The following is a 23,446-nucleotide window of genomic DNA, read 5'->3' on the forward strand; positions in this document are numbered from 1 at the left end:
GGGTCAATTGGTTCGTACCTTCGATGTGGGTGCACAGCCTGGTGGCGATGCACGCGTAGAGTGGGACGGCAAAGATGATCAAGGTAATCCAATGCCTGCCGGCAAGTACAGAGTGAAAGCCTCTGGCTTGATGGAAGGAGAAAGCCGAGAGTTTGAAGTGTCGACGTACGCCAACGTCAACAGCGTACTTCTTGGTAAAGGCGATGGAAACGTACTGCTCAACCTAGCTGGCTTTGAAAGTCCAGTTCGACTCGCAGAAGTACTGGAAGTCGGCAAAGCATAACCGCTGGTTAGATTAGGAGATTAGGAATGTCATATGTATCTTTAAGCGGTCTATCTGCGGCACAGCTAGATCTGAACACCACCAGTAACAACATTGCCAACGCCAACACATACGGCTTTAAAGAGTCGCGTGCGGAATTCGGCGATGTGTACTCAAACTCTTTGTTCACTAACGCAAAAACCACCCCAGGTGGCGGTGCGCAGGCGAGCAAAGTGGCGCAGCAGTTCCATGAAGGGTCAAGTATTTATACCAACAACCCAATGGATCTTCGTATCAGCGGCACAGGCTTCTTTGCCGTGGCAAAAGATCGCCTCACTCCGCAGCAAAACGAATTGACGCGTAACGGTGCGTTTCACTTAAACAAAGATAATATGCTTGTGACGTCGAACGACGAGTTCCTGCTCGGTTATAAGGTCGACCCAAAAACCGACCAAGTGACCTCTTATGAAGCAGAGCCGATTGAAGTTCGAGCGGAATATGGTGTTCCTGAAGCGACGAAAAATGTTGAGCTGGGTGCGAACCTGCCAGCGAGCGCGGAAGAAAACGATCCGACACTGTTTAACTTTAACGATGAAACGTCTTATGACCGTGCGACATCGGTAACAGTGACCGACTCAAAAGGTCAGTCATACAAGATGACCACCTACTACCTAAAATCGAGCAACCCAGCCACGCCAAACACTTGGAATGCGTTCTACACGCTAACCGATGGCCAGGGTGAAAAACCATTGAACATCGACGGTGGTGATACGACGGCAGCTAACGGTCACGTGGGGCACTCCATCACATTTAAAAATGATGGTACCTTTAACCAGGTGAACGGTGGTGCGCCAGTGAAAACGGTGGATTTCGCAACCGCAGGTATCGATTTGAACGACGCGGATCCTTCACAGGCAATTAACCTGAAACTGGGTACGCACACGTCATTTGCTGCTCCGTTTGAAATCACTAAGCTGGATGAAGATGGCGCGATGCCAGGCTTTTTGACCAAAGTGGATTTTGATGAGTCTGGTAATGTGCTAGGCACTTACTCAAACGGCAAAAACGTGAACCTTGGCCGTGTGGCATTGGTTCGCGTTGCGAACGAGCAAGGCTTGATAAGAAAGGCGGCACTCAGTGGGATGCCACTTCTGCATCCGGTGAAAAGATCTGGGGCGAATCTAACAAAGGCTCTTTTGGTACGGTTAATAACGGCACCCTTGAGCAATCGAACATCGATATGACTCAAGAGTTGGTGGACTTGATTTCAGCTCAGCGTAACTTCCAAGCCAACTCTCGTGCATTGGACGTACACAACCAGCTACAGCAAAACATCCTGCAAATTCGTTAATCGAATCTAACTCGATAATTGATTGACCGTGTGATGGGCATTGGCCTGTCACGCGGGTTTGTTGGTTTTTCCAGCAATGCCTTGCCGCCCGGTGCCGCGTTGCCGTTTTTCTTTGCCATTGCCGCGCCTGCCACCCTTGCCGATCTGGCAACTATCCCCACAAAATCATTATATCTAATTGATAAATATAAAAAATAATTATTGGCACAGAGATTGCTTTAACCCTCTAGTACTTTGAATATTGGAGCTATCAATGGATCGTGCCCTGTATCTCGCCATGAGCGGAGCGAAGCAAAATATGCAAGCTTTGCAACTAAGAGCGAACAACCTTGCTAACGCAAGCACACCTGGTTTTCGTGCCGACCTTGCCCAAGCGCGCTCAATGCAAGCGTATGGTGAAGGGTTGCCAAGCCGCGTGTTTAGCATGACAGAACGTCCAGGCCATAGCTTTGAGCAAGGCAGTGTTGTGACCACTGGTCGCGACCTTGATGTCACGATTGAAGGCCAGGGTTGGATTTCTGTGCTCGACAAAACCGGCAAAGAAGGGCTCACTCGCAACGGCAGTTTACGTGTAGACCAAAATGGCCTTCTAGCGAACAGCAACGGCCATCTCGTTCTTGGTGAGCGTGGTACGCCAATTACGGTACCCATTCCACTTAGAAAGATCGAAATTGGCCGTGATGGCACAGTATCGGTCATCCCTCAAGACGCACCAGCGGATGAGATGGAAGTGGTGGATCGTATCAAGCTCACCAACACAGATAACCGCTCACTATTCAAAGACACCAACGGTTTATTCCGCAGCAAGGATCCAGAGCTTGGTTTTGAAGCGTCTGCCGCCGTGCAACTGATGACCGGCGCGGTTGAAGGCAGTAACGTCAATGCCGTTGGTGAAATGACTAGTTTAATTGATCTGCAGCGTCAGTTTGAGATGCAGGTGAAACTCATGAGTACAGCAGAAGACATGGACAAAGCGTCTGATTCACTGCTGCGCATGGGTTAATGGTAAGGACATAGGGGAAGAATATGCATCCGGCACTTTGGGTAAGTAAGACTGGCTTAGACGCGCAGCAAACCAATATTTCAACCATCTCAAACAACTTGGCGAACGCCTCAACCGTTGGCTACAAGAAAAGCCGCGCGGTTTTTGAAGATCTGTTTTACCAGAACATTAACCAGCCTGGTGGTCAGTCATCGCAAAACACCGAGCTGCCAAGCGGCCTTATGTTGGGTGCCGGTTCTAAAGTGGTGGCGACGCAGAAAATCCACACACCAGGCAATGCACAAACCACCACCAACAGCCTAGATATGATGATTGAAGGTGATGGTTTCTTCCAAGTACTGATGCCGGATGGCAACATCGGTTATAGCCGTAATGGTCAGTTCACGCTAAACGACGAGGGCGTTATTGTTACGTCGGGCGCGGGTTATGCACTAGAGCCAGAAATTGCCATTCCAGAAGATGCTATTTCGATTACCGTAGGTACGGATGGTGAAGTGTCAGTGCGTGTGCGTGGGCAGCAAGATAACCAAGTCGTCGGTAACATCACCACCGTTGACTTTATTAACCCAGGCGGTCTCGAGCCGATTGGTCAAAACCTTTACTTGCCAACGGGTGCCAGTGGCGATCCAAACGAAGGCGTTCCGGGTCTTGATGGCTTTGGCAAAATTCGTCAATCGACGTTAGAGACGTCAAACGTGAACGTGACAGAAGAGCTGGTCAACATGATTGAAGCTCAGCGCGTGTATGAAATGAACTCCAAAGTGATCTCGTCGGTCGACAAGATGATGAGCTTTGCTAACCAGCAGCTATAGTAAGAGGCCTGACTTATGAAAAAACTGTTTTGTATCTCGCTATTGGCTGTATTGTCTGGTTGTGCGCAGTTTGGGCCGCAAGAAACCGTCGATGAAGTCGCTGATAGCACTACAGCAGTGGATGCTGTTGAGGGCGATCGCTCTCAATCTACCGGCATTGTCGATACGCTGCGTGGGCGAACGGATCCCGTTGCAGACGATCCCGCTTGGGCGCCGATTCATCCAAAGAACAAACCAGAACATTACGCGGCGGCAACAGGTTCACTGTTTAATACCAATTATGCGCGTGATTGGTATGATGATTCTAAACCACGTGGTATAGGCGACATTATCACTGTCGAGCTGAATGAAGCGACGAAAGCGGCAAAAAGTGCCGATGCGGACTTGTCGAAAGCCAATGACTCATCCATGGAGCCATTAGAGGTCGGTGGTCGCCCAGTGACGATCAACGACTATGATTTCTCTTATGCGCTGAAAAACGACAACAACTTTAAAGGTAATGCCTCGGCAAACCAAAGTAACAGCATTTCTGGTTCGATTACCGTCGAAGTCATTGAGGTACTGGCAAACGGCAACTTGGTGATTCGCGGTGAAAAATGGCTAACATTGAACACCGGTGATGAGTACATTCGCCTTAGCGGCACTATCCGCCCAGATGACATAGAGTTTGATAACACCATTGCTTCAAACCGCATTTCTAACGCACGAATTCAGTATTCTGGCACCGGAAACCAACAAGATATGCAAGAACCTGGATTCTTGGCACGATTTTTTAATGTCTCCTTATAGGAGTGGATTAATCGAATCGTAAGCGGCAAACCCTCTCCTAAGAGGGTTTGTTTGTTTTTAGGGTAACATCATGAAAAAGTTTACGTTTTTACTATTGGGTTTGTGCTTTGCCGCGGCAAGTGTACAAGCGGCACGCATCAAGGATGTGTCAGAAGTTGCCGGTGTGCGTAGTAACCAACTGGTGGGTTATGGTCTGGTAACGGGCCTACCGGGTACCGGTGAAAAAACGCCGTTTACTGAGCAGAGCTTTCGCTCAATGCTGGAAAAATTCGGTATTCAAATGCCGATCGGTTTCAAGCCTAAGTTCAAAAACGTAGCAGCAGTGATTGTCACTGCTGAGCTGCCCGCTTTCTCAAAGCCAGGACAAAAGATTGATGTCACCGTATCGTCAATCGGCGCGGCAAAAAGTCTCCGTGGCGGCACATTGATGCAAACCTTCATGCAAGGTTTGGATGGTGAGGTTTATGCGGTCGCTCAGGGTAACTTGGTCGTGAGTGGTTTTAGTGCAGAAGGTCTTGATGGCTCAAAGATTGTGGGTAACAACCCTGTTGTTGGTATGATCTCAAGTGGCGCGACCGTTGAACGAGAAGTACCCAGCCCATTTTCTCGCGGCGACTACATCACCTTTAACCTATTAGAGTCAGACTTTACCACGGCGCAGAACATGGCGAATGCCATCAATGACTTCTTGGGGCCGCAAATGGCGAACGCATTGGATGCAACGTCGGTACGCGTTCGTGCGCCACGTGATTTAAGCCAGCGCGTTGCTTTCTTATCTGCGGTTGAAAACGTGGAATTTGATACCGCGGACAGCGGCGCAAAAATCATTGTTAATTCTCGCACGGGTACCATCGTTGTGGGCAAACACGTCAAGCTAAAACCCGCGGCAGTGACCCACGGTGGTATGACGGTTGCCATTAAAGAAAACCTCCGTGTTAGTCAGCCTAACGCATTCGCGGGTGGCGAAACCGTGGTGGTACCGAATTCAGACATTCAAGTGACCGAAGGCTCTGGCAAAATGTTTAAGTTTGAACCGGGTTTAACGCTTGATGATTTGGTGCGCGCGGTGAATGAAGTAGGCGCGGCGCCGTCGGATCTCATGGCAATTTTGCAAGCGCTTAAACAAGCGGGCGCTATCGAAGGCCAGCTGATTGTAATCTAGGAGCGCTAACATGATGAAAAATCCCAATGATATCGGGTTTATCCACGATATCGGTAGCCTAGACAAACTCCGTCAGCAAGCCGTTAGCGGTAAAGAAGGGGACGATGACGCAGCGCTGAAAGCGGCGGCGCGTCAGTTCGAGTCCATCTTTACCACCATGATGCTTAAGTCGATGCGAGATGCGAATACGCATTTCGAGTCGGACTTATCCATGAACCAAAACAGCCAGTTTTATCGTCAAATGCTCGATGAACAGATGTCGAGTGAACTAAGCGCAAATGGCTCACTTGGTCTCGCCGATATGATTGTGGCTCAGTTGGGTGCGGCGCGTGCGCCAGAAGCGCAGGCAGCAAGCAATCATGAACTTCGTGTGCGTAATGAATCGTTTGATTTGCCAGAGCGTGAAGCTAAGTACGATGAAGCGAAAGCGCGTCGTACGGCGGCAGCATTGGGACTTGATGGTACAAGAAGCAACGCCAAGCAAGTCGATTTTGGAACGCCAGAGAGTTTTGTGAGTTCTCTGAAACCCTATGCCGATCGCGCGGCAAGGTCTCTGGGTGTTGATTCCTCCCTTCTCCTAGCGCAAGCGGCATTGGAAACGGGTTGGGGGCAGAAAGTGGTCAACAACAGTCAAGGTAGCAGTAACAACCTATTCAACATCAAAGCCGATCGTAGCTGGGGTGGTGATAAGGTGGCGACGCAAACGCTGGAATACCACCAAAATGTGCCTGTGCAAGAGCGTGCTGCATTCCGCTCTTATCGAAGCTATGAAGAGAGCTTCAATGACTATGTGAAGTTCTTAAATGAAAACCCGCGCTATCAATCGGCACTCAATCGCAGCGAAGGCTCTGAGTCGTTTATTCGTGACATTCATAAGGCGGGTTACGCCACCGACCCTAGCTACGCTGACAAGGTACTCAGAGTTAAAAAACAGATTGATGATATGGCGCTTTAGTTATTATCACGATTCAACCAATTATCGCTCGGCACCTATGCCGGGCGATGTTGTTTCTACTTTCAAAATAACCATTCACTGGTCGATTTTTATCCATAAAAACATCCACTTCCAATAAGTTATTGCTCTTGGCATGCATGTTGCATTTTAACTATCAACGACGGGCAAATCATGATGATTATTGCCCGATTTTGAGGTTTTTGGGGGCGATATGGCGTCAGATCTTCTGAACTTAGGTACACAGAGTGTACTCACAGCTCAGAGACAGTTAACCACGACTGGTCATAACATTTCTAATGCAAATACAGAGGGTTACAGCCGTCAGTCTGTGGTTCAGGGTACCAGTGACCCTAGGCAGTTTGGTGGGCAAACCTACGGTATGGGTGTGCATGTGGAAAATGTTCGCCGCTCTTGGGATCAGTTTGCCGTCAAAGAGCTCAACATGGCCACCACCCAGATGAATTTTCGCAACGAGAGCTTGTCGAACATCGATTTGTTATCGGGCATGCTGTCATCGGTGGCATCGAAAAAGATTCCCGAAAACCTAAATGATTGGTTTAACTCAGTGAAAACGCTCGCCGATACGCCGAATGATGTCGGTGCACGAAAGGTGGTGCTTGAGAAAGCTGATCTGATACGTCAAACCATGAACAACTTCCATGAGTCTATTCGAGAGCAAGCAGATACGGCGAATAAGAAACTCGATATGAGTATTGAGCGTGTCAACCAGCTGGCATTAGAGATCAGAGATGTTCATCGGTTGATGACCAAAATGCCGGGGCCGCATATTGACCTCATGGATAAGCACGAGATGTTAGTCAAGGAGCTGTCAGAATATACCAAAGTGACAGTGACCCCAAGAGCGGAATCAGAAGGCTTTAACGTCCACATTGGTAATGGTCATACCCTCGTTTCTGGAACTGAAGCCAGCCAGTTGAAGATGATCGACGGTCACCCCGACGTTCACCAACGACGCTTGGCGATGATAGAAGGTAAGGGTATTAAAGCCATCAAGCCTGATGATATTGGCGGCAAAATTGAAGGGATGCTGAACTTTAGGGACAAAGATGTACCTTATTTGATGGACGAGTTGGGAAGATTGTCTACGGTATTTTCTCATCAAGTGAATAAGCTACAAAGGCAAGGTATCGATCTTAATGGTCGTATCGGTCGGGATATCTTCGTTGATCCCAACAGTGACCGCATTGCCAAATCTCGAGTTGTGATTTCAAAAGACTCTGAAGCTGATATTGCTGTGTATATTGCAAACACAGAACAGTTGAAGGGCGGCGAGTATGCGGTTCGTTATGACGGCAACAACTATATCGTCACCAAACCAACCGGCGAAACGGTCCAGCTTGAAGAGAAGGACTCAGGGTTTTACCTAGACGGTTTTTTCGTGGCGATCAATGAGGAGCCAGAGACGGGCGAGCGATTTCTAATTCGGCCAACTCGTCATGGTGCTGCACAACTCGAGATGCAAACCACCGATCCAAGTCGAATTACCGCTCAGAGCTTTGAAGCTTCGACAACTCAGGCCCTAGGTACGGCGAGTTTTAAACTTCTTGCGGCGGGTGAGTTACGTGAGTTTGAAGTGATCGTTTCACCAACAGGTGAGGAATTCGCAGTCACGGATACAAAAGGAAATGTCGTTCTTGAACCTCAGTGCTATCCACCTGAGGAGCCTGTCACCGTGATGGGGACGACCTTTGAACTGTCCGCCGGTGCTTTGCCGAATGATAAGTTTACCGCCAACCTGACCGTTTCGGTGGGTGATAACGGGAACTTGCGCAAGATGCTTAACATTCAAACCGATAAGTCCGTCAATGGTGGCGACTCTACAATCGTCGATATCTACCATAACTTGAATACTGATGTCGGTTTGCAGGCCTCTACAGCGGCGAGATTACAAGAGGTCGCTAACCTTGAGCACGAATCCGCTAAAAGTCGGGTTGCGTCTATCTCTGGGGTCAATCTCGATGAAGAAGCGGCCAATATGATGAAGTTTCAGCAGGCGTACATGGCCTCATCTCGCGTGATGCAGGCGGCCAATGAAACCTTCGATACCATTTTGGCATTGCGATAGGAGGTGATGGAACATGATGAATCGCATTTCTAGTTTTCATAACTATCAAACTGTTCAGAATGACCTGCGTCGTCAGGAAAACAAAATTCACCACAACCAAGCGCAACTTGCGTCGGGCAAACAGCTACAGAAGCCAGCGGACGATCCGCTCGCGGTTCACTATTTGCAAAAAGTGGGTCAGCAGTCTAAGCAGTTGGAGCAGTATAACGATGCCATCGTGCTAACGAGAAATAGACTAGAGAATCAAGAAGTCATGATCAGAGAAACAGAACAGTTCTCTGATAAAGCAAAGCGATTGACCATGGAGTCGATCAATGGTGCCTTATCTGCCCAAGATAGAGAGGCCAAAGCGCGTGAAATAGAAGAGCTTGCGAGGAACTTCATTGCCTTGGCGAACAGCCAAGATGAATCGGGAAACTACGTGTTTGCGGGCACCAAGCCGAAATTCCAGCCATTTCTTCGCGATAACAACGGTGATGTTCGCTATGTAGGAGATGACTATCAGCGAAAAATGCGTATCTCTAACAGTATGGAGATCATCACCAGCGACCCCGGTAGTAAGTTGTTTATGGAAATAGAGAACCCATTCGGTGACTATCAGCCAGACTACTCGCTAACCAATAAATCAGAGCTCCTTCTCAATCGAGCTGAGAACGAAGACTCCAGAGACGACGGTACATATAAGGTGACCTTTGTTGACATGGGGCAGAATAACTTTGCGTATCAGTTGGAGCGTAATGGAAAGGTTGTTCAAGTCGAAGACTATGAGCCGACCACTGGCATTGTCTACAAAGATCTCACTGTAACAGTTAAGGGACAGATCAGTGCAGGCGACAGTATTGAACTCACACCAAAAAAACAATTTAGTGTGCTTGATACGTTTAATCAAACGATTAAGTGGTTAGACAACGATGTTTCCGATGCGTCGGCAACCGCTAAGCTGCACCAGTTTACGGAAGAATTCCATCAAGCGTTCTTGCATTTGACCAAAGCCAGAACGGATATCGGTGCAAGGTTGAATACGCTGGACATACAAGAATCACAAAATGAAGACTACAAGCTCGCTTTAGCAAGATCGAAAAGCCACTTTGAGGATCTTGATTACTCCAAAGCAGTGATTGAATTTGAAGAAAATACGAGAGCGCTGCAAGCATCACAGCAAGCGTTTGGTAAGACCAAAGATTTGACTTTATTTAACTATCTATAATTCAGCGCGTTGTGTTCTCGGTTGCCTATGTGCCAAGCCTTAGGAGCAGGAACGCAAACGAGTAAATGAGATGTTGTGTGAAGTCGCAGAGTAGAGAGCGGCAAAGCAGTGACCTGCTAGTTTGCCATCTCAATCAATAGGTTGTCTTTCGACCATTTATTGGGTGAATTTAATGCATCTAACTTATTGATTGTTAATGATTAAAATAAAAGTCGATTCGTATCTTAAAACTTGGCACGTGATTTGTATTAGCTAAGTTGAACCACTGAACTTTGCCGTTTTGGCAGGGCTCAGGCAGTGAATTTGAACAGATACTCCATCTGATACGGGGTATCAGGTGGATGTAGACGGTCAGTCGTTGCCAACGGCTATCTGGCCGCGTCGCAATCCAACTTGAAGCGCTTGCGAACTCATTTAGGAGAGCAAAATGGCAATTACAGTAAGTACTAACGTTTCGGCGATGACCGCACAGCGTTATCTCAATAAGTCCTCGAATGACTTAAACACCTCGATGGAACGTTTGTCATCAGGCCATAAAATTAACAGCGCCAAAGACGATGCAGCGGGTTTGCAAATCTCTAACCGCCTAACCGCGCAGTCTCGTGGTTTGGACGTCGCAATGCGAAATGCTAATGATGGTATCTCGATTGCACAAACCGCAGAAGGGGCGATGAATGAGTCGACCAATATTCTGCAGCGTATGCGTGATTTGGCGATTCAGTCTTCAAACGGCACTAACTCACCATCAGAGCGTCAAGCTATCAACGAAGAGTCGATGGCACTGCAAGCGGAACTCAACCGTATTGCAGAGACCACGTCATTTGGTGGTCGCCGCTTGCTGAACGGCTCGTTTGGCGATGCGTCGTTCCAAATCGGTGCCAACTCTGGTGAAGCCATGATTATGGGACTCACCAGTATCCGTGCCGATGACTTCCGTATGGGCGGCACCACGTTCACGGCGGAGAATGCCAAAGATTCTAACTGGTCGGTAGCACCAGATGCCGCTGATCTCAAGTTTGAGTTCACCACCAAAGCGGGTGAAGAAGTCACGATAGACATTGCTGCAAAAGCAGGCGAGGACATCGAACAGCTAGCGACCTACATCAATGGTCAGTCGGACTTGGTGAGTGCGTCAGTGGGTGACAACGGTGAGCTGCAAATCTTTATCGCAGAACCAGACCTAGATGGTGATGTGACTATCTCTGGTGGTTTGGCAAGTGAACTGGGGCTGACGAACACCGGCGTGCCAACGACGGTGCAAGACATCGATATGACCACGGTAGCAGGCTCACAAAACGCGATTTCAGTACTCGATTCAGCACTCAAGTATGTCGACGCGCAGCGTGCAGATTTAGGTGCCAAGCAAAACCGCTTGAGCCACAGCATTAACAACTTAGCGAACATTCAGGAAAACGTTGAGGCGTCAAACAGCCGCATCAAGATACCGATTTCGCGAAAGAAACCACCGCAATGACTAAGAACCAGATCCTGCAACAGGCAGGGACTTCGATTCTTGCTCAAGCGAAACAGTTGCCTAACTCTGCGATGTCACTACTACAATAGTAAGACGTCCAGATAAAGCAGAAGATACCTAGCCAGACGTGGCGTCACTGTCTTCTTGCTTGGCAAGCATACCTTGTGAAAGTGTTGGGCTCTCTCTCTCAACCTGCCCTGATACGGCCATAAGGTATGTCGGAACGCCGGATTGTGTTCATTTCTCTTGATCTCCGCACAGGCCATGGCGTCCACCCCAGCCCCAGTTCTCTCAAAGGAAAAGGGGCTTTTTCTTTTCTAGGTCACCTGAAATCAGCTTATCCACATAGCCTCTTGTTCTCTCACCCCCTGACATTGCGTACTCTCGACGATAATTTTTACTGAAAAAATCTGACTGTTTCGGCCGCCACTTACCGATCTTTAGCGCTTTTTTGGCAAATTGTTGCCGTTTGCTCGTTTTGTAATCAAACGGATGTTTTATTTAAATTTTTTCCGTTTTTTCCTAAAGGTTTTTTTCGCCGCGTCGTTAAAAGATTAACTTTGAGAGAACTACTTGGTTTTCCGAGACGTCGGAAACCGCTACACCGGAAAATCAATTGGAGAAACAACATGGCAGTGAATGTAAATACCAACGTATCAGCGATGACAGCGCAGCGTTACCTAAACAACGCGAACCAAGCTCAACAAGCGTCAATGGAGCGTTTGTCTTCAGGCCACAAAATCAACAGCGCTAAAGACGACGCAGCGGGTCTACAAATCTCTAACCGTTTGAACGTACAAAGCCGTGGTCTTGATGTTGCTGTACGTAACGCTAACGATGGTATCTCTATCGCACAAACGGCGGAAGGTGCGATGAATGAGACAACTAACATCCTGCAACGTATGCGTGACCTATCACTTCAATCAGCGAACGGCTCTAACTCAAAAGCTGAGCGTGTTGCGATTCAAGAAGAAGTGACAGCGCTAAACGACGAACTAAACCGTATCGCAGAAACCACGTCTTTTGGTGGTAACAAACTACTGAATGGTACGCACGGCACTAAGTCATTCCAAATCGGTGCTGACAACGGTGAAGCGGTGATGCTTAGCCTGCGTGACATGCGCTCTGACAACGCACAAATGGGCGGCACTAGCTACCAAGCTGCGAACGCGAAAGACAAAGACTGGAGCGTAGCAGCAGGTGCTAACGACCTAACGATTGACCTAACAGACAGCTTTGGCGACGCACAAACGATCACCATCAACGCAAAAGAGGGTGATGATATTGAGCAGCTAGCGACGTACATCAACGGTCAAACTGACATGGTAAAAGCGTCTGTTGACCAAGACGGTAAGCTACAAGTCTTTGCTGGTAACAACAAAGTTGACGGCGCTGTGGCTTTCTCTGGCGGTCTAGCAAGTGACCTAGACATGCAAGCAGGTAAAGCGGTAACGGTTGATACGATTGACGTAACCTCTGTAGGCGGCGCGCAAGAGTCGGTTGCTATCCTAGACTCAGCACTAAAATACGTGGACAGCCACCGTGCAGAGCTTGGTGCATTCCAAAACCGTTTCAACCACGCAATCAACAACTTGGATAACATCAACGAGAACGTGAACGCGTCGAAGAGCCGTATCAAAGATACCGACTTCGCGAAAGAAACGACGGCGATGACCAAGAACCAAATCCTATCGCAAGCATCAAGTTCAATCTTGGCGCAAGCGAAACAGGCGCCAAACGCGGCACTAAGCCTACTAGGTTAATTCAGTTAACCAATTGTAAATACAGACCAGAGCCTCGGCTCTGGTTTTTTTTTGCCTTTTTGGCGCCACCGCATCAGCCATTTCCTACCGACAATACGCTCCGCCTATTACGATCAAGCTCACATTTATTCAATCAATTGAATTTACGACAAAAAAAACGCATTTTTTTTCTAAAGCTTCTAAATGAATCGCCGTTACAGGGATTGAGAGAAATGAAATCAGATGTGCCAACGTGAGGTGAGAGACACTGCGGCCATCTATCCCTAAATGCCTAAGGAGATCAATATGGCAATTAATGTAAACACTAACGTGTCTGCAATGACCGCCCAGCGTTACCTAAACAACGCTGCGGAAGGTACACAAAAATCAATGGAGCGTTTGTCTTCTGGCTATAAAATCAACAGCGCAAAAGATGACGCTGCGGGCCTACAGATTTCTAACCGTTTGACTTCGCAAAGCCGCGGTCTAGACATGGCGGTAAAAAACGCGAACGATGGTATTTCTATCGCGCAAACAGCAGAAGGTGCGATGAACGAAACCACCAACATCCTGCAACGTATGCGTGACCTATCGCTTCAATCTGCTAACGGTTCAAACTCAAAGTCTGAGCGTGTTGCGATTCAAGAAGAAGTGACAGCACTTAATGACGAACTAAACCGTATCGCAGAAACCACCTCTTTCGGTGGTAACCGTCTCCTTAACGGTACTTACGGTACTCAATCTTTCCAAATCGGTGCCGACTCTGGTGAAGCCGTTATGCTTTCTATGGGTAACCTACGTTCAGATACTGCAGAAATGGGCGGCAAAAGCTACGCGGCTGCAGAAAGCAAAGGTGCAGATTGGGCGGTTGGCGCAGAAGCGAACCTAACGATGTCATACACCAATAAGCAAGGCGAAGAGGTTAGCCTAGACATTAGCGCGAAAGAAGGCGATGACATCGAGCAGCTAGCCACCTACATCAACGGTCAAAGTGAAGATGTGAAAGCATCGGTTGGTGATGATGGCAAACTGCAGCTTTACGCTTCAACGCAAAAAGTCACGGGCGATGTAACATTTGGCGGCTCTCTAGCTTCAGATCTAAGTATCGGCGCAGGTCAAGATGTGACGGTGAAAGATATCGACGTCACATCGGTAGCTGGCGCTCAAGAAGCGGTTGCCGTCCTTGATGGCGCGCTAAAGAGTGTTGACTCTCAGCGTGCTGAACTTGGTGCTTTCCAAAACCGTTTCAACCACGCAATCAACAACCTCAGCAACATCAACGAGAACGTGAATGCGTCAAACAGCCGCATTAAAGACACGGACTACGCAAAAGAGACGACTGCGATGACTAAGAATCAGATCTTGCAACAAGCAAGTACTTCGATTCTGGCTCAAGCGAAACAGTCTCCATCGGCGGCACTTAGCCTTCTAGGCTAATTTCGTCGTAGACCTTAGGCAGGTTGGTTGGCGGTAACATCCCTTTACCGCCAACTTCCAATTTCAATGCTATTGCTCAACAAGAAGTACCTTTGTTGGAGTTGGACAATACGAGGTTAGAAACGGGAGAGCGAGAATGGACATTTCATCCTACGCATCGAACCTTCAGCCTTTTGCCTCATCGAGTGGCACAGAACTTGCTTCAAAAAATACTAAAGATGCCGCCTCGCAACAGGTATCGACTGAGAATAAAGAGAAATCTCAGTCGGTTGACGAGGTTAATAAAACCGAGACGCCGGAGCTGACTAACAAGAAAGCTACCGAAGTCATTCAACGCATTGCCAACGAAAGACAGCAGCTTAATGATGCTGAACGCGAGAAAATGGTAGAGCGGCTGGATAAGTTTTTGAGCGACATGAATACAGGATTATCGTTTCGTGTCGACGAAGAGTCTGGACGCAACATTTTCACGGTGTATGCCAAGGAAACAGGGGATGTGATTCGCCAGTTTCCGGATGAAGAACTGCTCGACGTTTTACGCCGCATCGAACAGCATGGCTCGTTAACCATAGACATGCTGGTGTAATGCCTGACTCAGTTGAGTTCAGGTTGGTATAGATTTGAAGTAGTTTGGTGAATAATGGGCCCGATAGGGATGTCATCTGGCATGGATATCAATTCCATGGTGAGCAAAATCGTCGATGCGGAGCGCATACCAAAGCAGCAACGTATTGATTTTGAACGCGCAAAAATTGATACCAGTATCAGTGCCTATGGACGGCTCCGAGAATCACTCGATACGATGAAAAACCTGATGGCAAATTTTCGGCAGGAAAAAGCGTTTGCACTGCGTAGTGTAAACAGTACTGAAGAAAATATTGTCACAGCCACAGCGACCACAGATGCGATCGCTGGCAAATATGCTGTCGATGTCTTGCAGCTTGCACAGAGCCACAAAATTGCCTCAGACGTCATCCCCGATGACACGCGATTTGGGCCGGGTAAGCTGCAAATTTCCCTTGGCGACGAGCAGTTCGACTTATCCCTTCGTAAAAATTCCAGACTCACTGATGTGGTGAGAGCCATCAATGGCGCCAGTGATAACCCCGGTGTTCGAGCTTCAATAATTAAAGACCGCAATGGCCCAAGGCTCATTGTTGCCTCCGATCAATCTGGTGCGGAGAAGGCGCTCACGATTGGCGTTGAAGCTGAGCCAGGCAATGATCTGTACCGTTTTGAGTTCAAAACCATAGAACAGCGCGTACGCGATCTCGAAAAAGCGCAAGCAGAAGCGCTAAGTGTACTTGGCTTGCCACCGCAAGACGGCGAACAAGAGCAAGTGGTGGGTGATGCTCAAGAGTCTCAGCAAGGTGAAGAAGCCGCAGACGGCCAAACGGTTGATGAGAAGTCGGTTGAAGACGCGCAAAGTGCCGAGCAGGCTACGCAAGAAGGCGAAGTCAGTCCCGAAAAACCTCAGGAGGCAAATTCTGGCCGCCCTGAAGATACCATTCCTGGCTGGACCGAAACGGCGTCTGGCACCCTAATGGATTCCTATCAAGCTCCGGAGCCTGAGCTTGATGAAAAAGCGATTGAAAAATCGAAACAAGTACCAGGTTGGTCGAACACCGCCTCCGGTACCTTAACCGACTCTTACGTTACCCCTGAAGAGGCGCAAGCTAAGCTCGAGGAAGAGCTCGCAGCGGAAAAAGCCGCGATAGCGAAGGCCGTGGCCGATGGCGATATGACGGAAGAAGAGGCTAAAAAGCTAGAGCGCGAAAAACTGTCGCCAGAAGAGCGCGAGCGGCTAGAAAAAGTGGAAGCAATCCAATCAGAACTCGCGGAAGCTCAGCGTTCAATGCAAATTTACATGGGAATGTCTGAAGTCCAATCTGCGCAAGATTCCGTTGTTCTTCTTGATGGTGTAGCGGAACTCTCAAGCCACAACAATGTGATTGAAGATGCGATTGAAGGTGTGGACTTAACCTTAAAAGGCACCACTAAACCTGGTGAGCGAGCAACTGAAATCGGCGTTGAGTACGACAGAGATAGCGTGCGCGCTGACATCGAACAGTTCGTTAATGCCTATAACCAGTTCTATCAGTCTCACAGGACTTATCAAAAGTTGATCCGACCACAGGAAGAGCCGGACCACTCGCGGGTGACAGTATCGTGCGCAGCGCTGACTCTAGGCTAAAAAGCGTCTTTTCAAGCAGTGTCGAAGGCGCTCCCAAAGATCTGCAATCCCTCACCGAGTTTGGTATTACCACGACTCGAGAGGGACGACTTGAAATCAATTATCAAATGCTTGATAAACAGCTCAATAACAATTTCGGTAAATTGGGCGACTTCTTCGGTGGTAATAACGGTTTTGCCAAAAAGGTCGAAGATGCGATTCATAGCATGACGGGAATGACCGGTTCTATCCGTACTCGAGAGAAGAGCTTGTCGGAACAAAACTATCGACTCAATGACGACCAAGCCTCACTAGACCGGCGTATGGAAGGCATTGAGAAGCGAACTCAAGACAAGTTCGCTGCGATGCAAGATGCGACGGGAAAAATGCAAGCGCAGCTTGCTGGTATGATGAATGCCTTATCATGATGTTTATTAGTACGGAGTTAATTAAATGCTTATTTTCAATGAGTTAAGTGATTTAGATCACTGTTTATTATCTCTGCTAAAAAATATCGACCCAGAGACTGAAGAAATTCATCAGTTGGTCGATAAAAGAGAACAGTTAATCAAAACCATTATTGATGTCTGCAAAAGGAATCCGAACCTGCAGCAAAGTGCTCAGTGGCAGCAGGTGGTCGAGTCGACTCGCCATATCGCGCAGCTGATGGAATCAAAAACGGAACAACTGGGACAGTCGTTAAGAAAATACCGACACGGTAAACGTTCCTTACAGCAGTACAAAAAATTTATTTGAGAGGATAGTGATGCGTGGTTCATTGCAAGCGTACAAGAAAGTTTCTGTAGACAGTCAGTTGACGGCTGCCTCGCCGCACAAAGTTATCCAAATGCTTATGGGTGGCGCTATTGAAAGGCTAATCCAAGCAAAAGCGGCGATGGAGCAAGGCAACATTCCTGTAAAAGGTGAGCGTATTGGTAAAGCTCTCGACATCATTATTGCCCTGCGTAGCTGCCTATCTATGGACGATGGTGGTGATATCGCTAAAAACTTAGATCAATTGTACGAATTCATGATCGGTCAAATTACCGAGGCAAACCATGAAAACAATCCTCAGCCAATTGATGACGTCATTGAAATCATCCGTGAAATCAAGTCAGCGTGGGATCAAATCCCTGCTAACTATCACAACCTAACTGCTCAAGAAGTAGGTATTTAAGCGGAATAAACCTCTTAAACTGGCGGTGTGTCAGTTGCCTTCTTATATTAATGCCAATAGAATAGACGCCATTCTTAGCCTAATGGCGCTTTTTTTGTACCTAAGCATCTGTTTTATAAAACTCTTATGGCGTTTATAAAGCGCATTTGTCGCACGATTTTTTCGGCTGTGTGTAGATGCATAGGTTGACTTATCAAGGCATTATTCCTGACACATGCAAGACTTAGCTAAACTTCTTGTTATTGCTGACGACTCGCAAGTGCGCAATAACCTTCAGACTATCCTTGAGTTTGTGGGTGAGCACTGCGTTGCAATTTCATCGAACGACATCAATCAAATTGATTGGACTCAGACCTGGTCTGGGTGCATCGTCGGTGCACTGCAAAGCGCGACGCTCTCCAACGCCTTGCTGGCTCAGCTTGCTGTGTCAAATCACATCCCACTTCTTGTCACTAGTGAGTTTACGGGCGCCGTCGAGTCCCTGACCAGCTTTGTTGGTGAGCTTGAATTCCCGCTCAATTACCCGCAGCTCAGCGATGCTTTGCGTCACTGCCGGGAGTTTTTGGGGCGTAAAGGGGTACAAGTTCCATCCGCGACGCGCAAGAATACCTTGTTTCGCAGCCTTGTTGGCCAAAGCTCTGGTATCCAAGAGGTTCGCCACCTGATTGAGCAAGTCTCTGGTTCAGAAGCGAATGTGCTGATTTTGGGAGAGTCGGGTACGGGTAAAGAAGTGGTCGCGCGTAATATTCACTATCATTCCAGTCGTCGCAAAGGCCCATTTGTACCGGTTAACTGTGGTGCGATCCCACCAGATCTATTGGAAAGTGAACTGTTTGGCCACGAGAAAGGGGCGTTTACAGGCGCCATCACGGCACGTAAAGGGCGCTTTGAGCTCGCTGAAGGCGGTACGCTGTTTCTCGATGAAATTGGCGATATGCCGATGCCAATGCAAGTAAAGCTTCTGCGTGTACTTCAAGAGCGAGTATTTGAACGCGTTGGCGGGACATCAGTGATTAAAGCCAATGTTCGTATTGTAGCGGCAACTCACCGCGATCTTGAAAGCATGATTCAAGAGAGTCAGTTCCGCGAAGATCTCTACTATCGCTTGAATGTGTTCCCAATTGAAATGCCATCACTTCGCGAGCGCAAAGAAGATATTCCACTGCTACTTCAAGAGCTTCTCACGCGTATGGAAGCGGAAGGTGGTCAACCCATCTGCTTTGCACCACGCTCAATTAATTCGTTGATGGAGCACAATTGGCCCGGCAATGTTCGCGAACTCGCAACCTAGTAGAGCGCATGGTGATCCTGTATCCAAACAGTTTAGTCGACGTAAATCATCTTCCGGTGAAGTATCGTTACAGTGATATCCCTGAATTCCAACCAGAGATGAACACACTCAAGACCATCGAAGAGCAAGAGCGAGATGCGCTGGATAGTATTTTTTCAGATGACTTTTCTTTTGATGACGAGCCTGAATTTGACGTACAGCACGCGCCTCAGTCACTGCCTCCAGAGGGCGTCAATTTGAAAGAGATGTTAGCTGACCTTGAAGTCAATATGATCAACCAAGCACTGGATGCTCAAGATGGCATCGTTGCCCGCGCCGCTGACATGCTAGGTATGCGACGTACCACCCTAGTTGAGAAAATGCGTAAATACGCTATCCATCGCTAGCTGTTCATCGCTTTCTCTTCGCGACAGACAGAGTAAATTTGACGCAGTTCACGCTTGAAAATTGACGACAAATAATTGACGCATCTAAGTGTCTGAAAAATAACAAATATAGCTCGGCATGCCTTTTGCATTGTCGGGCTATAGTCTTTTTTGGGCTTACGTATTTCTACGAGCAGTATTAATGGAAGGAAAGCCTCGTACATGAATCAGATGGTCAACGAAACCTCGCAGTCTGAACCACAATCCAGTTCGCACTTAGATTCTCTCGAGTCGCAAGTTGAGCGTTATCAGCAAGTCATTGAAGCGATGCCCGCAGGTGTGATTTTGCTCGATAGCCAAGGGGTAGTGCGTGAAGCGAATCCCGAAGCACACCGTATTCTTGAGATCCCACTAGTGGGTCAAAAGTGGTTTCACCTTATTCAAGTCGTATTCGATCCAAAAGAGGATGACGGGCATGAGGTATCGCTGCGTAATGGCCGCAAAGTTCGTTTGGCTATTTCAGCGTCATCGACTGGGCAACTGATCCTGATTACCGATTTGACGGAAACTCGCTTACTGCAATCACGAGTCAGTGATTTGCAGCGCTTGTCGTCATTGGGGCGCATGGTGGCTTCATTGGCACACCAAGTTCGCACACCGCTATCGAGTGCGATGCTCTATGCCTCAAACTTAGCCGCACCAAACCTTCCACAAGCGACGCGCGAGCGTTTTCAAGTCAAATTGGTCGATAGGCTGCATGATCTCGAGAAGCAAGTTAACGACATGCTGCTGTTCGCCAAAGGTGGCGACAACAAGGTGATTAAGCCGTTTACTATTGGTGATTTGGTGGCTGAATATCAGCCGATGGTCGAGACCACGCTCAAAAGCAATCAAATTGATTACTGCTTGGAAGTCGAACAAGAACAGACACCGCTATTAGGTAACGTGAATGCGCTGGCGTCAGCACTGAGCAACCTCGTGCTCAACGCGGTGCAAATTGCTGGCAAGGGCTCTCAGGTCGATGTGTTCTTTAGACCGGTCAACAACGAGCTAAAAATCTCGGTACAAGATAGCGGCCCTGGCGTACCGAAAGAGCTACAACAAAAAATCATGGAACCGTTTTTTACCACACGCTCTCAAGGCACAGGTCTTGGACTTGCTGTGGTGCAAATGGTGTGTCGTGCCCACGAGGGACGATTGGAATTAATATCAGAAGAGGATGATGGTGCTTGTTTTACCATGTGCTTGCCACTGGCAAACACACCGTCGGATCACGAAGTAACGGACGAAGGACATAACTAATGGCTCAGAGCAAAGTATTGATCGTTGAGGATGATGGAGGTCTTCGCGAAGCATTAGTCGATACGCTGGCGCTTGCTGGCTATGAATGGGTTGAAGCGGATTGCGCGGAAGATGCGCTAGTGAAACTAAAAACGCAACCTGTAGACATAGTGGTGTCTGACGTTCAAATGGCCGGCATGGGTGGTTTGGCGCTGCTTCGTAATATTAAGCAGCACTGGCCGAATCTACCGGTTCTTCTCATGACGGCGTATGCCAACATTGAAGACGCTGTGGCGGCAATGAAAGAAGGGGCTATCGACTACATGGCGAAGCCATTTGCGCCTGAAGTTCTGCTCAATATGGTGAGCCGTTACGCACCCGTTAAGTCGGACGACAATGGCGACGCAGTGGTCGCGGATGTGAAAAGTATTCAGCTGTTGGCGCTCGCTGAAAAAGTGGCGAAAACCGATGCCAGCGTAATGGTGCTTGGCCCTAGCGGCTCGGGCAAAGAAGTGATGTCTCGTTACATTCACAACAAGTCGCTGCGCGCTGATGGTCCATTTGTAGCGATTAACTGTGCAGCCATCCCAGACAACATGCTAGAAGCAACCCTGTTTGGTTACGAAAAGGGTGCCTTTACCGGTGCTATCCAAGCGTGTCCGGGCAAGTTTGAACAGGCGCAGGGCGGCACTATTTTGCTGGATGAAATCAGTGAAATGGATCTTAACCTGCAAGCCAAACTGCTGCGTGTTCTTCAAGAGCGCGAAGTAGAGCGTCTTGGGAGCCGTAAAAGTATCGCCCTTGATGTTCGCGTTCTGGCAACCAGTAACCGTGACCTTAAACAGTACGTGCAAGAAGGCAACTTCCGAGAAGACTTGTATTACCGTTTAAACGTGTTCCCAATTGCGTGGCCTGCACTGCGTGAGCGTACCGGTGATATCGCGCCGCTCGCACGCCACTTAACGGAACGTCACTGTAAGAAATTGGGTATGCCAGTGCCAGAGTTTACTGAGCAAGCTCTGGCAAAACTGCAAGGCTACCCTTGGCCTGGTAATGTACGTGAACTTGATAACGTGGTACAGCGCGCGCTGATTCTTTGCGACCAAAGCCAAGTTGCTGCGGAGCATATTTTGCTCGAAGGCGTAGATTGGCAGGATGCATCAAGCCTGCAAATGGCGGTGTCAGACCCTGTCTCTGTTGCTGCACCAGTCGTTGCGCCTGTCGCTGAAGCCGCGTCCGAGCTGGCGCGCCCTGTGGCAAGTAGTGAAGGGCTCGGCGGTGAGCTTCGTGACCAAGAGTTTGCGATTATCTTAGACACACTAAAAGAGTGTGAAGGTCGTCGTAAAGAGATGGCTGAGAAACTAGGAATCAGCCCTCGCACGCTACGCTACAAGCTCGCCAAAATGCGCGATGCGGGAATTGAGATCCCTAGCTAAACGTCACAATTTATTTGCCCTCGGTGCTGGTCAGCATCGGGGCAAGCGTGGCATAATTTTTGCTGTTTTATTTCCATAAATCAGAAATATCAGAATTTAAAAAGGATACTGTCAATAAATTGACAGAAGATGGTACAGCATGAAAGTTGACGGACTACACCATGAAATGCAGGCGATGATGTTTGAAGCCTCAAACGCAAAGCCGACAGCGACAGCCCACCAAGTGGGAGCCAACTTTGGCGACATGTTGTCCCAAGCAGTGAACAACGTAAATGGTCTTCAAAAAACCTCTGGTGATCTGCAAACCCGTTTTGACCGCGGCGACGCCGATGTCTCATTGTCAGATGTCATGATCGCTCGTAACAAGTCCAGCGTCGCTTTCGAAGCAACCATCCAAGTGAGAAATAAGCTCGTCGAAGCCTATAAAGAACTCATGAACATGCCCGTGTAATCTAGGTAGTAAGAAGTGGCTCAAGATAACCAGTCAACCGACGTCGCAGTCATGGATAGTGGTGCGGATACCGCAATGGTCTCCAGCACGGATATCTCGACCGACAGTCAAAATCCTGACATTAATGAAAAAAGCAGTTCCAAATTTGATTTGGCCGTCGGCGATCTCGATCTGCTACGACAAATCGTTCTGGTGCTGTCTATCTCTATCTGTGTCGCCTTGATTGTGATGCTGTTTTTCTGGGTCAAAGAGCCAGAAATGCGTCCTCTTGGGGTTTACGAAACTGAAGAACTGATCCCAGTTCTTGACTATCTCGATCAGAAAAAAGTGGCTTATAAGCTTAACGGCAATTCGTTAAGTGTGCCTGCAAGTGAATACAACAATCTTAAACTGGATATGGTGCGCGCCGGACTTAACCGCTCGTCGAACGCTGGCGATGATATCTTGATGCAAGATATGGGTTTTGGTGTGTCTCAACGTCTTGAACAAGAACGTTTGAAACTTAGCCGTGAAAGGCAGCTCGCCAAAGCTATCGAACAAATGAAGCAAGTGCGCACCGCGCGCATACTGCTCGCACTACCAAAACAGAGCGTGTTTGTCCGTCATAACCAAGAAGCGTCCGCTTCGGTGTTTTTGACACTGGCTATGGGTGCGACTCTTAAACAGCAAGAAGTCGATTCTGTGGTCGATATGGTTGCGAGCGCAGTACCGGGCATGAAGCATCTCGCATTACCGTGACCGATCAACATGGCCGTCTCCTAAACTCTGGCTCTCAAGATGCGACGTCAATGGCAAGACGCAAAGAGCAAGAGCTTGAGCGTAACCAAGAGCAAGCGCTGCGTGAGAAAATTGACTCAGTGCTGATCCCAATCTTGGGTTTGGGCAACTACACCGCTCAGGTTGATATTGAACTCGATTTTAGCGCTGTAGAGCAAACGCGTAAGCGCTTTGACCCTAATACGCCAGCCGACACGAAGCGAATAACACGCTAA

At 48.3% G+C, this 23,446-nt stretch carries 17 protein-coding genes and 5 pseudogenes; all 22 read left to right on the top strand.

Annotated features, from left to right (window positions below; all coding sequences use genetic code 11):
- On the top strand, positions 1-283 hold a 283-nt coding region (locus TZ48_RS16710; RefSeq protein ID WP_275426451.1), incomplete at its 5' end, for a FlgD immunoglobulin-like domain containing protein.
- A gap of 26 nt (positions 284-309) precedes the next feature.
- A pseudogene (flgE, locus tag TZ48_RS16715) lies at positions 310-1,613 on the top strand (flagellar hook protein FlgE).
- Between the two features lie 33 nt (positions 1,614-1,646).
- Positions 1,647-1,811 carry a hypothetical protein gene (locus TZ48_RS24465; RefSeq protein ID WP_162674630.1) on the top strand — a complete coding sequence of 55 codons (165 nt, stop codon included), beginning with the start codon at positions 1,647-1,649 and terminating at the stop codon, positions 1,809-1,811.
- Between the two features lie 55 nt (positions 1,812-1,866).
- Positions 1,867-2,616: a flagellar basal-body rod protein FlgF gene (flgF, locus tag TZ48_RS16720; RefSeq protein WP_112479998.1), complete on the top strand. Its 750-nt coding sequence runs from the start codon at positions 1,867-1,869 to the stop codon at positions 2,614-2,616.
- Positions 2,617-2,639: 23 nt separating this feature from the next.
- Positions 2,640-3,428: a flagellar basal-body rod protein FlgG gene (gene flgG / locus TZ48_RS16725; RefSeq protein WP_112479999.1), complete on the top strand. Its 789-nt coding sequence runs from the start codon at positions 2,640-2,642 to the stop codon at positions 3,426-3,428.
- Between the two features lie 15 nt (positions 3,429-3,443).
- The gene (gene flgH, locus TZ48_RS16730; RefSeq protein ID WP_112480000.1) at positions 3,444-4,217 is read left to right on the top strand and encodes a flagellar basal body L-ring protein FlgH; all 774 of its coding nucleotides are present in this window, start codon (positions 3,444-3,446) and stop codon (positions 4,215-4,217) included.
- A gap of 70 nt (positions 4,218-4,287) precedes the next feature.
- The gene (locus tag TZ48_RS16735) at positions 4,288-5,379 is read left to right on the top strand and encodes a flagellar basal body P-ring protein FlgI (protein WP_112480001.1); all 1,092 of its coding nucleotides are present in this window, start codon (positions 4,288-4,290) and stop codon (positions 5,377-5,379) included.
- 10 nt (positions 5,380-5,389) lie between these two features.
- Positions 5,390-6,334: a flagellar assembly peptidoglycan hydrolase FlgJ gene (gene flgJ, locus TZ48_RS16740; RefSeq protein ID WP_112480002.1), complete on the top strand. Its 945-nt coding sequence runs from the start codon at positions 5,390-5,392 to the stop codon at positions 6,332-6,334.
- A gap of 211 nt (positions 6,335-6,545) precedes the next feature.
- On the top strand, positions 6,546-8,420 hold the full coding sequence (gene flgK / locus TZ48_RS16745; protein ID WP_112480003.1) for a flagellar hook-associated protein FlgK: 1,875 nt from the start codon (positions 6,546-6,548) through the stop codon (positions 8,418-8,420).
- A 13-nt stretch (positions 8,421-8,433) separates the two neighbouring features.
- A complete protein-coding gene (flgL, locus tag TZ48_RS16750; RefSeq protein ID WP_112480004.1) occupies positions 8,434-9,627 on the top strand; it encodes a flagellar hook-associated protein FlgL in 1,194 nt (397 codons plus the stop codon).
- 427 nt (positions 9,628-10,054) lie between these two features.
- Positions 10,055-11,190, top strand: a pseudogene (locus tag TZ48_RS16755) (flagellin).
- A gap of 540 nt (positions 11,191-11,730) precedes the next feature.
- Positions 11,731-12,864 carry a flagellin gene (locus TZ48_RS16765; RefSeq protein WP_112480006.1) on the top strand — a complete coding sequence of 378 codons (1,134 nt, stop codon included), beginning with the start codon at positions 11,731-11,733 and terminating at the stop codon, positions 12,862-12,864.
- A gap of 285 nt (positions 12,865-13,149) precedes the next feature.
- Positions 13,150-14,280 carry a flagellin gene (locus TZ48_RS16770; RefSeq protein ID WP_112480007.1) on the top strand — a complete coding sequence of 377 codons (1,131 nt, stop codon included), beginning with the start codon at positions 13,150-13,152 and terminating at the stop codon, positions 14,278-14,280.
- Positions 14,281-14,416: 136 nt separating this feature from the next.
- On the top strand, positions 14,417-14,866 hold the full coding sequence (locus TZ48_RS16775) for a flagellar protein FlaG (protein ID WP_112480008.1): 450 nt from the start codon (positions 14,417-14,419) through the stop codon (positions 14,864-14,866).
- A gap of 54 nt (positions 14,867-14,920) precedes the next feature.
- Positions 14,921-16,881 (top strand): annotated as a pseudogene (fliD, locus tag TZ48_RS16780) (flagellar filament capping protein FliD).
- A 25-nt stretch (positions 16,882-16,906) separates the two neighbouring features.
- On the top strand, positions 16,907-17,209 hold the full coding sequence (locus TZ48_RS16785; protein WP_112480009.1) for a flagellar protein FliT: 303 nt from the start codon (positions 16,907-16,909) through the stop codon (positions 17,207-17,209).
- Between the two features lie 10 nt (positions 17,210-17,219).
- Positions 17,220-17,630, top strand: coding sequence for a flagellar export chaperone FliS (fliS, locus tag TZ48_RS16790; RefSeq protein WP_112461804.1), 411 nt, complete (start codon positions 17,220-17,222; stop codon positions 17,628-17,630).
- A 214-nt stretch (positions 17,631-17,844) separates the two neighbouring features.
- Positions 17,845-19,307: pseudogene (locus tag TZ48_RS16795) on the top strand (sigma-54 dependent transcriptional regulator).
- Between the two features lie 210 nt (positions 19,308-19,517).
- Positions 19,518-20,588, top strand: a complete 1,071-nt coding sequence (locus TZ48_RS16800; protein WP_112480011.1) for a sensor histidine kinase — start codon at positions 19,518-19,520, stop codon at positions 20,586-20,588.
- Positions 20,588-22,003 (top strand): sigma-54-dependent transcriptional regulator, encoded by a 1,416-nt coding sequence (locus tag TZ48_RS16805; RefSeq protein ID WP_112480010.1) that lies wholly within the window; start codon positions 20,588-20,590, stop codon positions 22,001-22,003. The genes TZ48_RS16800 and TZ48_RS16805 overlap by 1 nt, the downstream gene beginning before the upstream one ends.
- A 139-nt stretch (positions 22,004-22,142) precedes the next feature.
- Entirely contained in the window at positions 22,143-22,454 is a 312-nt protein-coding gene (gene fliE / locus TZ48_RS16810; RefSeq protein ID WP_042497023.1) for a flagellar hook-basal body complex protein FliE, read from the top strand.
- Positions 22,455-22,505: 51 nt separating this feature from the next.
- Positions 22,506-23,440: pseudogene (gene fliF / locus TZ48_RS16815) on the top strand (flagellar basal-body MS-ring/collar protein FliF); the annotation flags it as partial.
- Positions 23,441-23,446 lie beyond the last annotated feature (6 nt).

The sequence above is a fragment of the Vibrio variabilis genome, assembly GCF_003263785.1.
Lineage (GTDB): Bacteria > Pseudomonadota > Gammaproteobacteria > Enterobacterales > Vibrionaceae > Vibrio > Vibrio variabilis.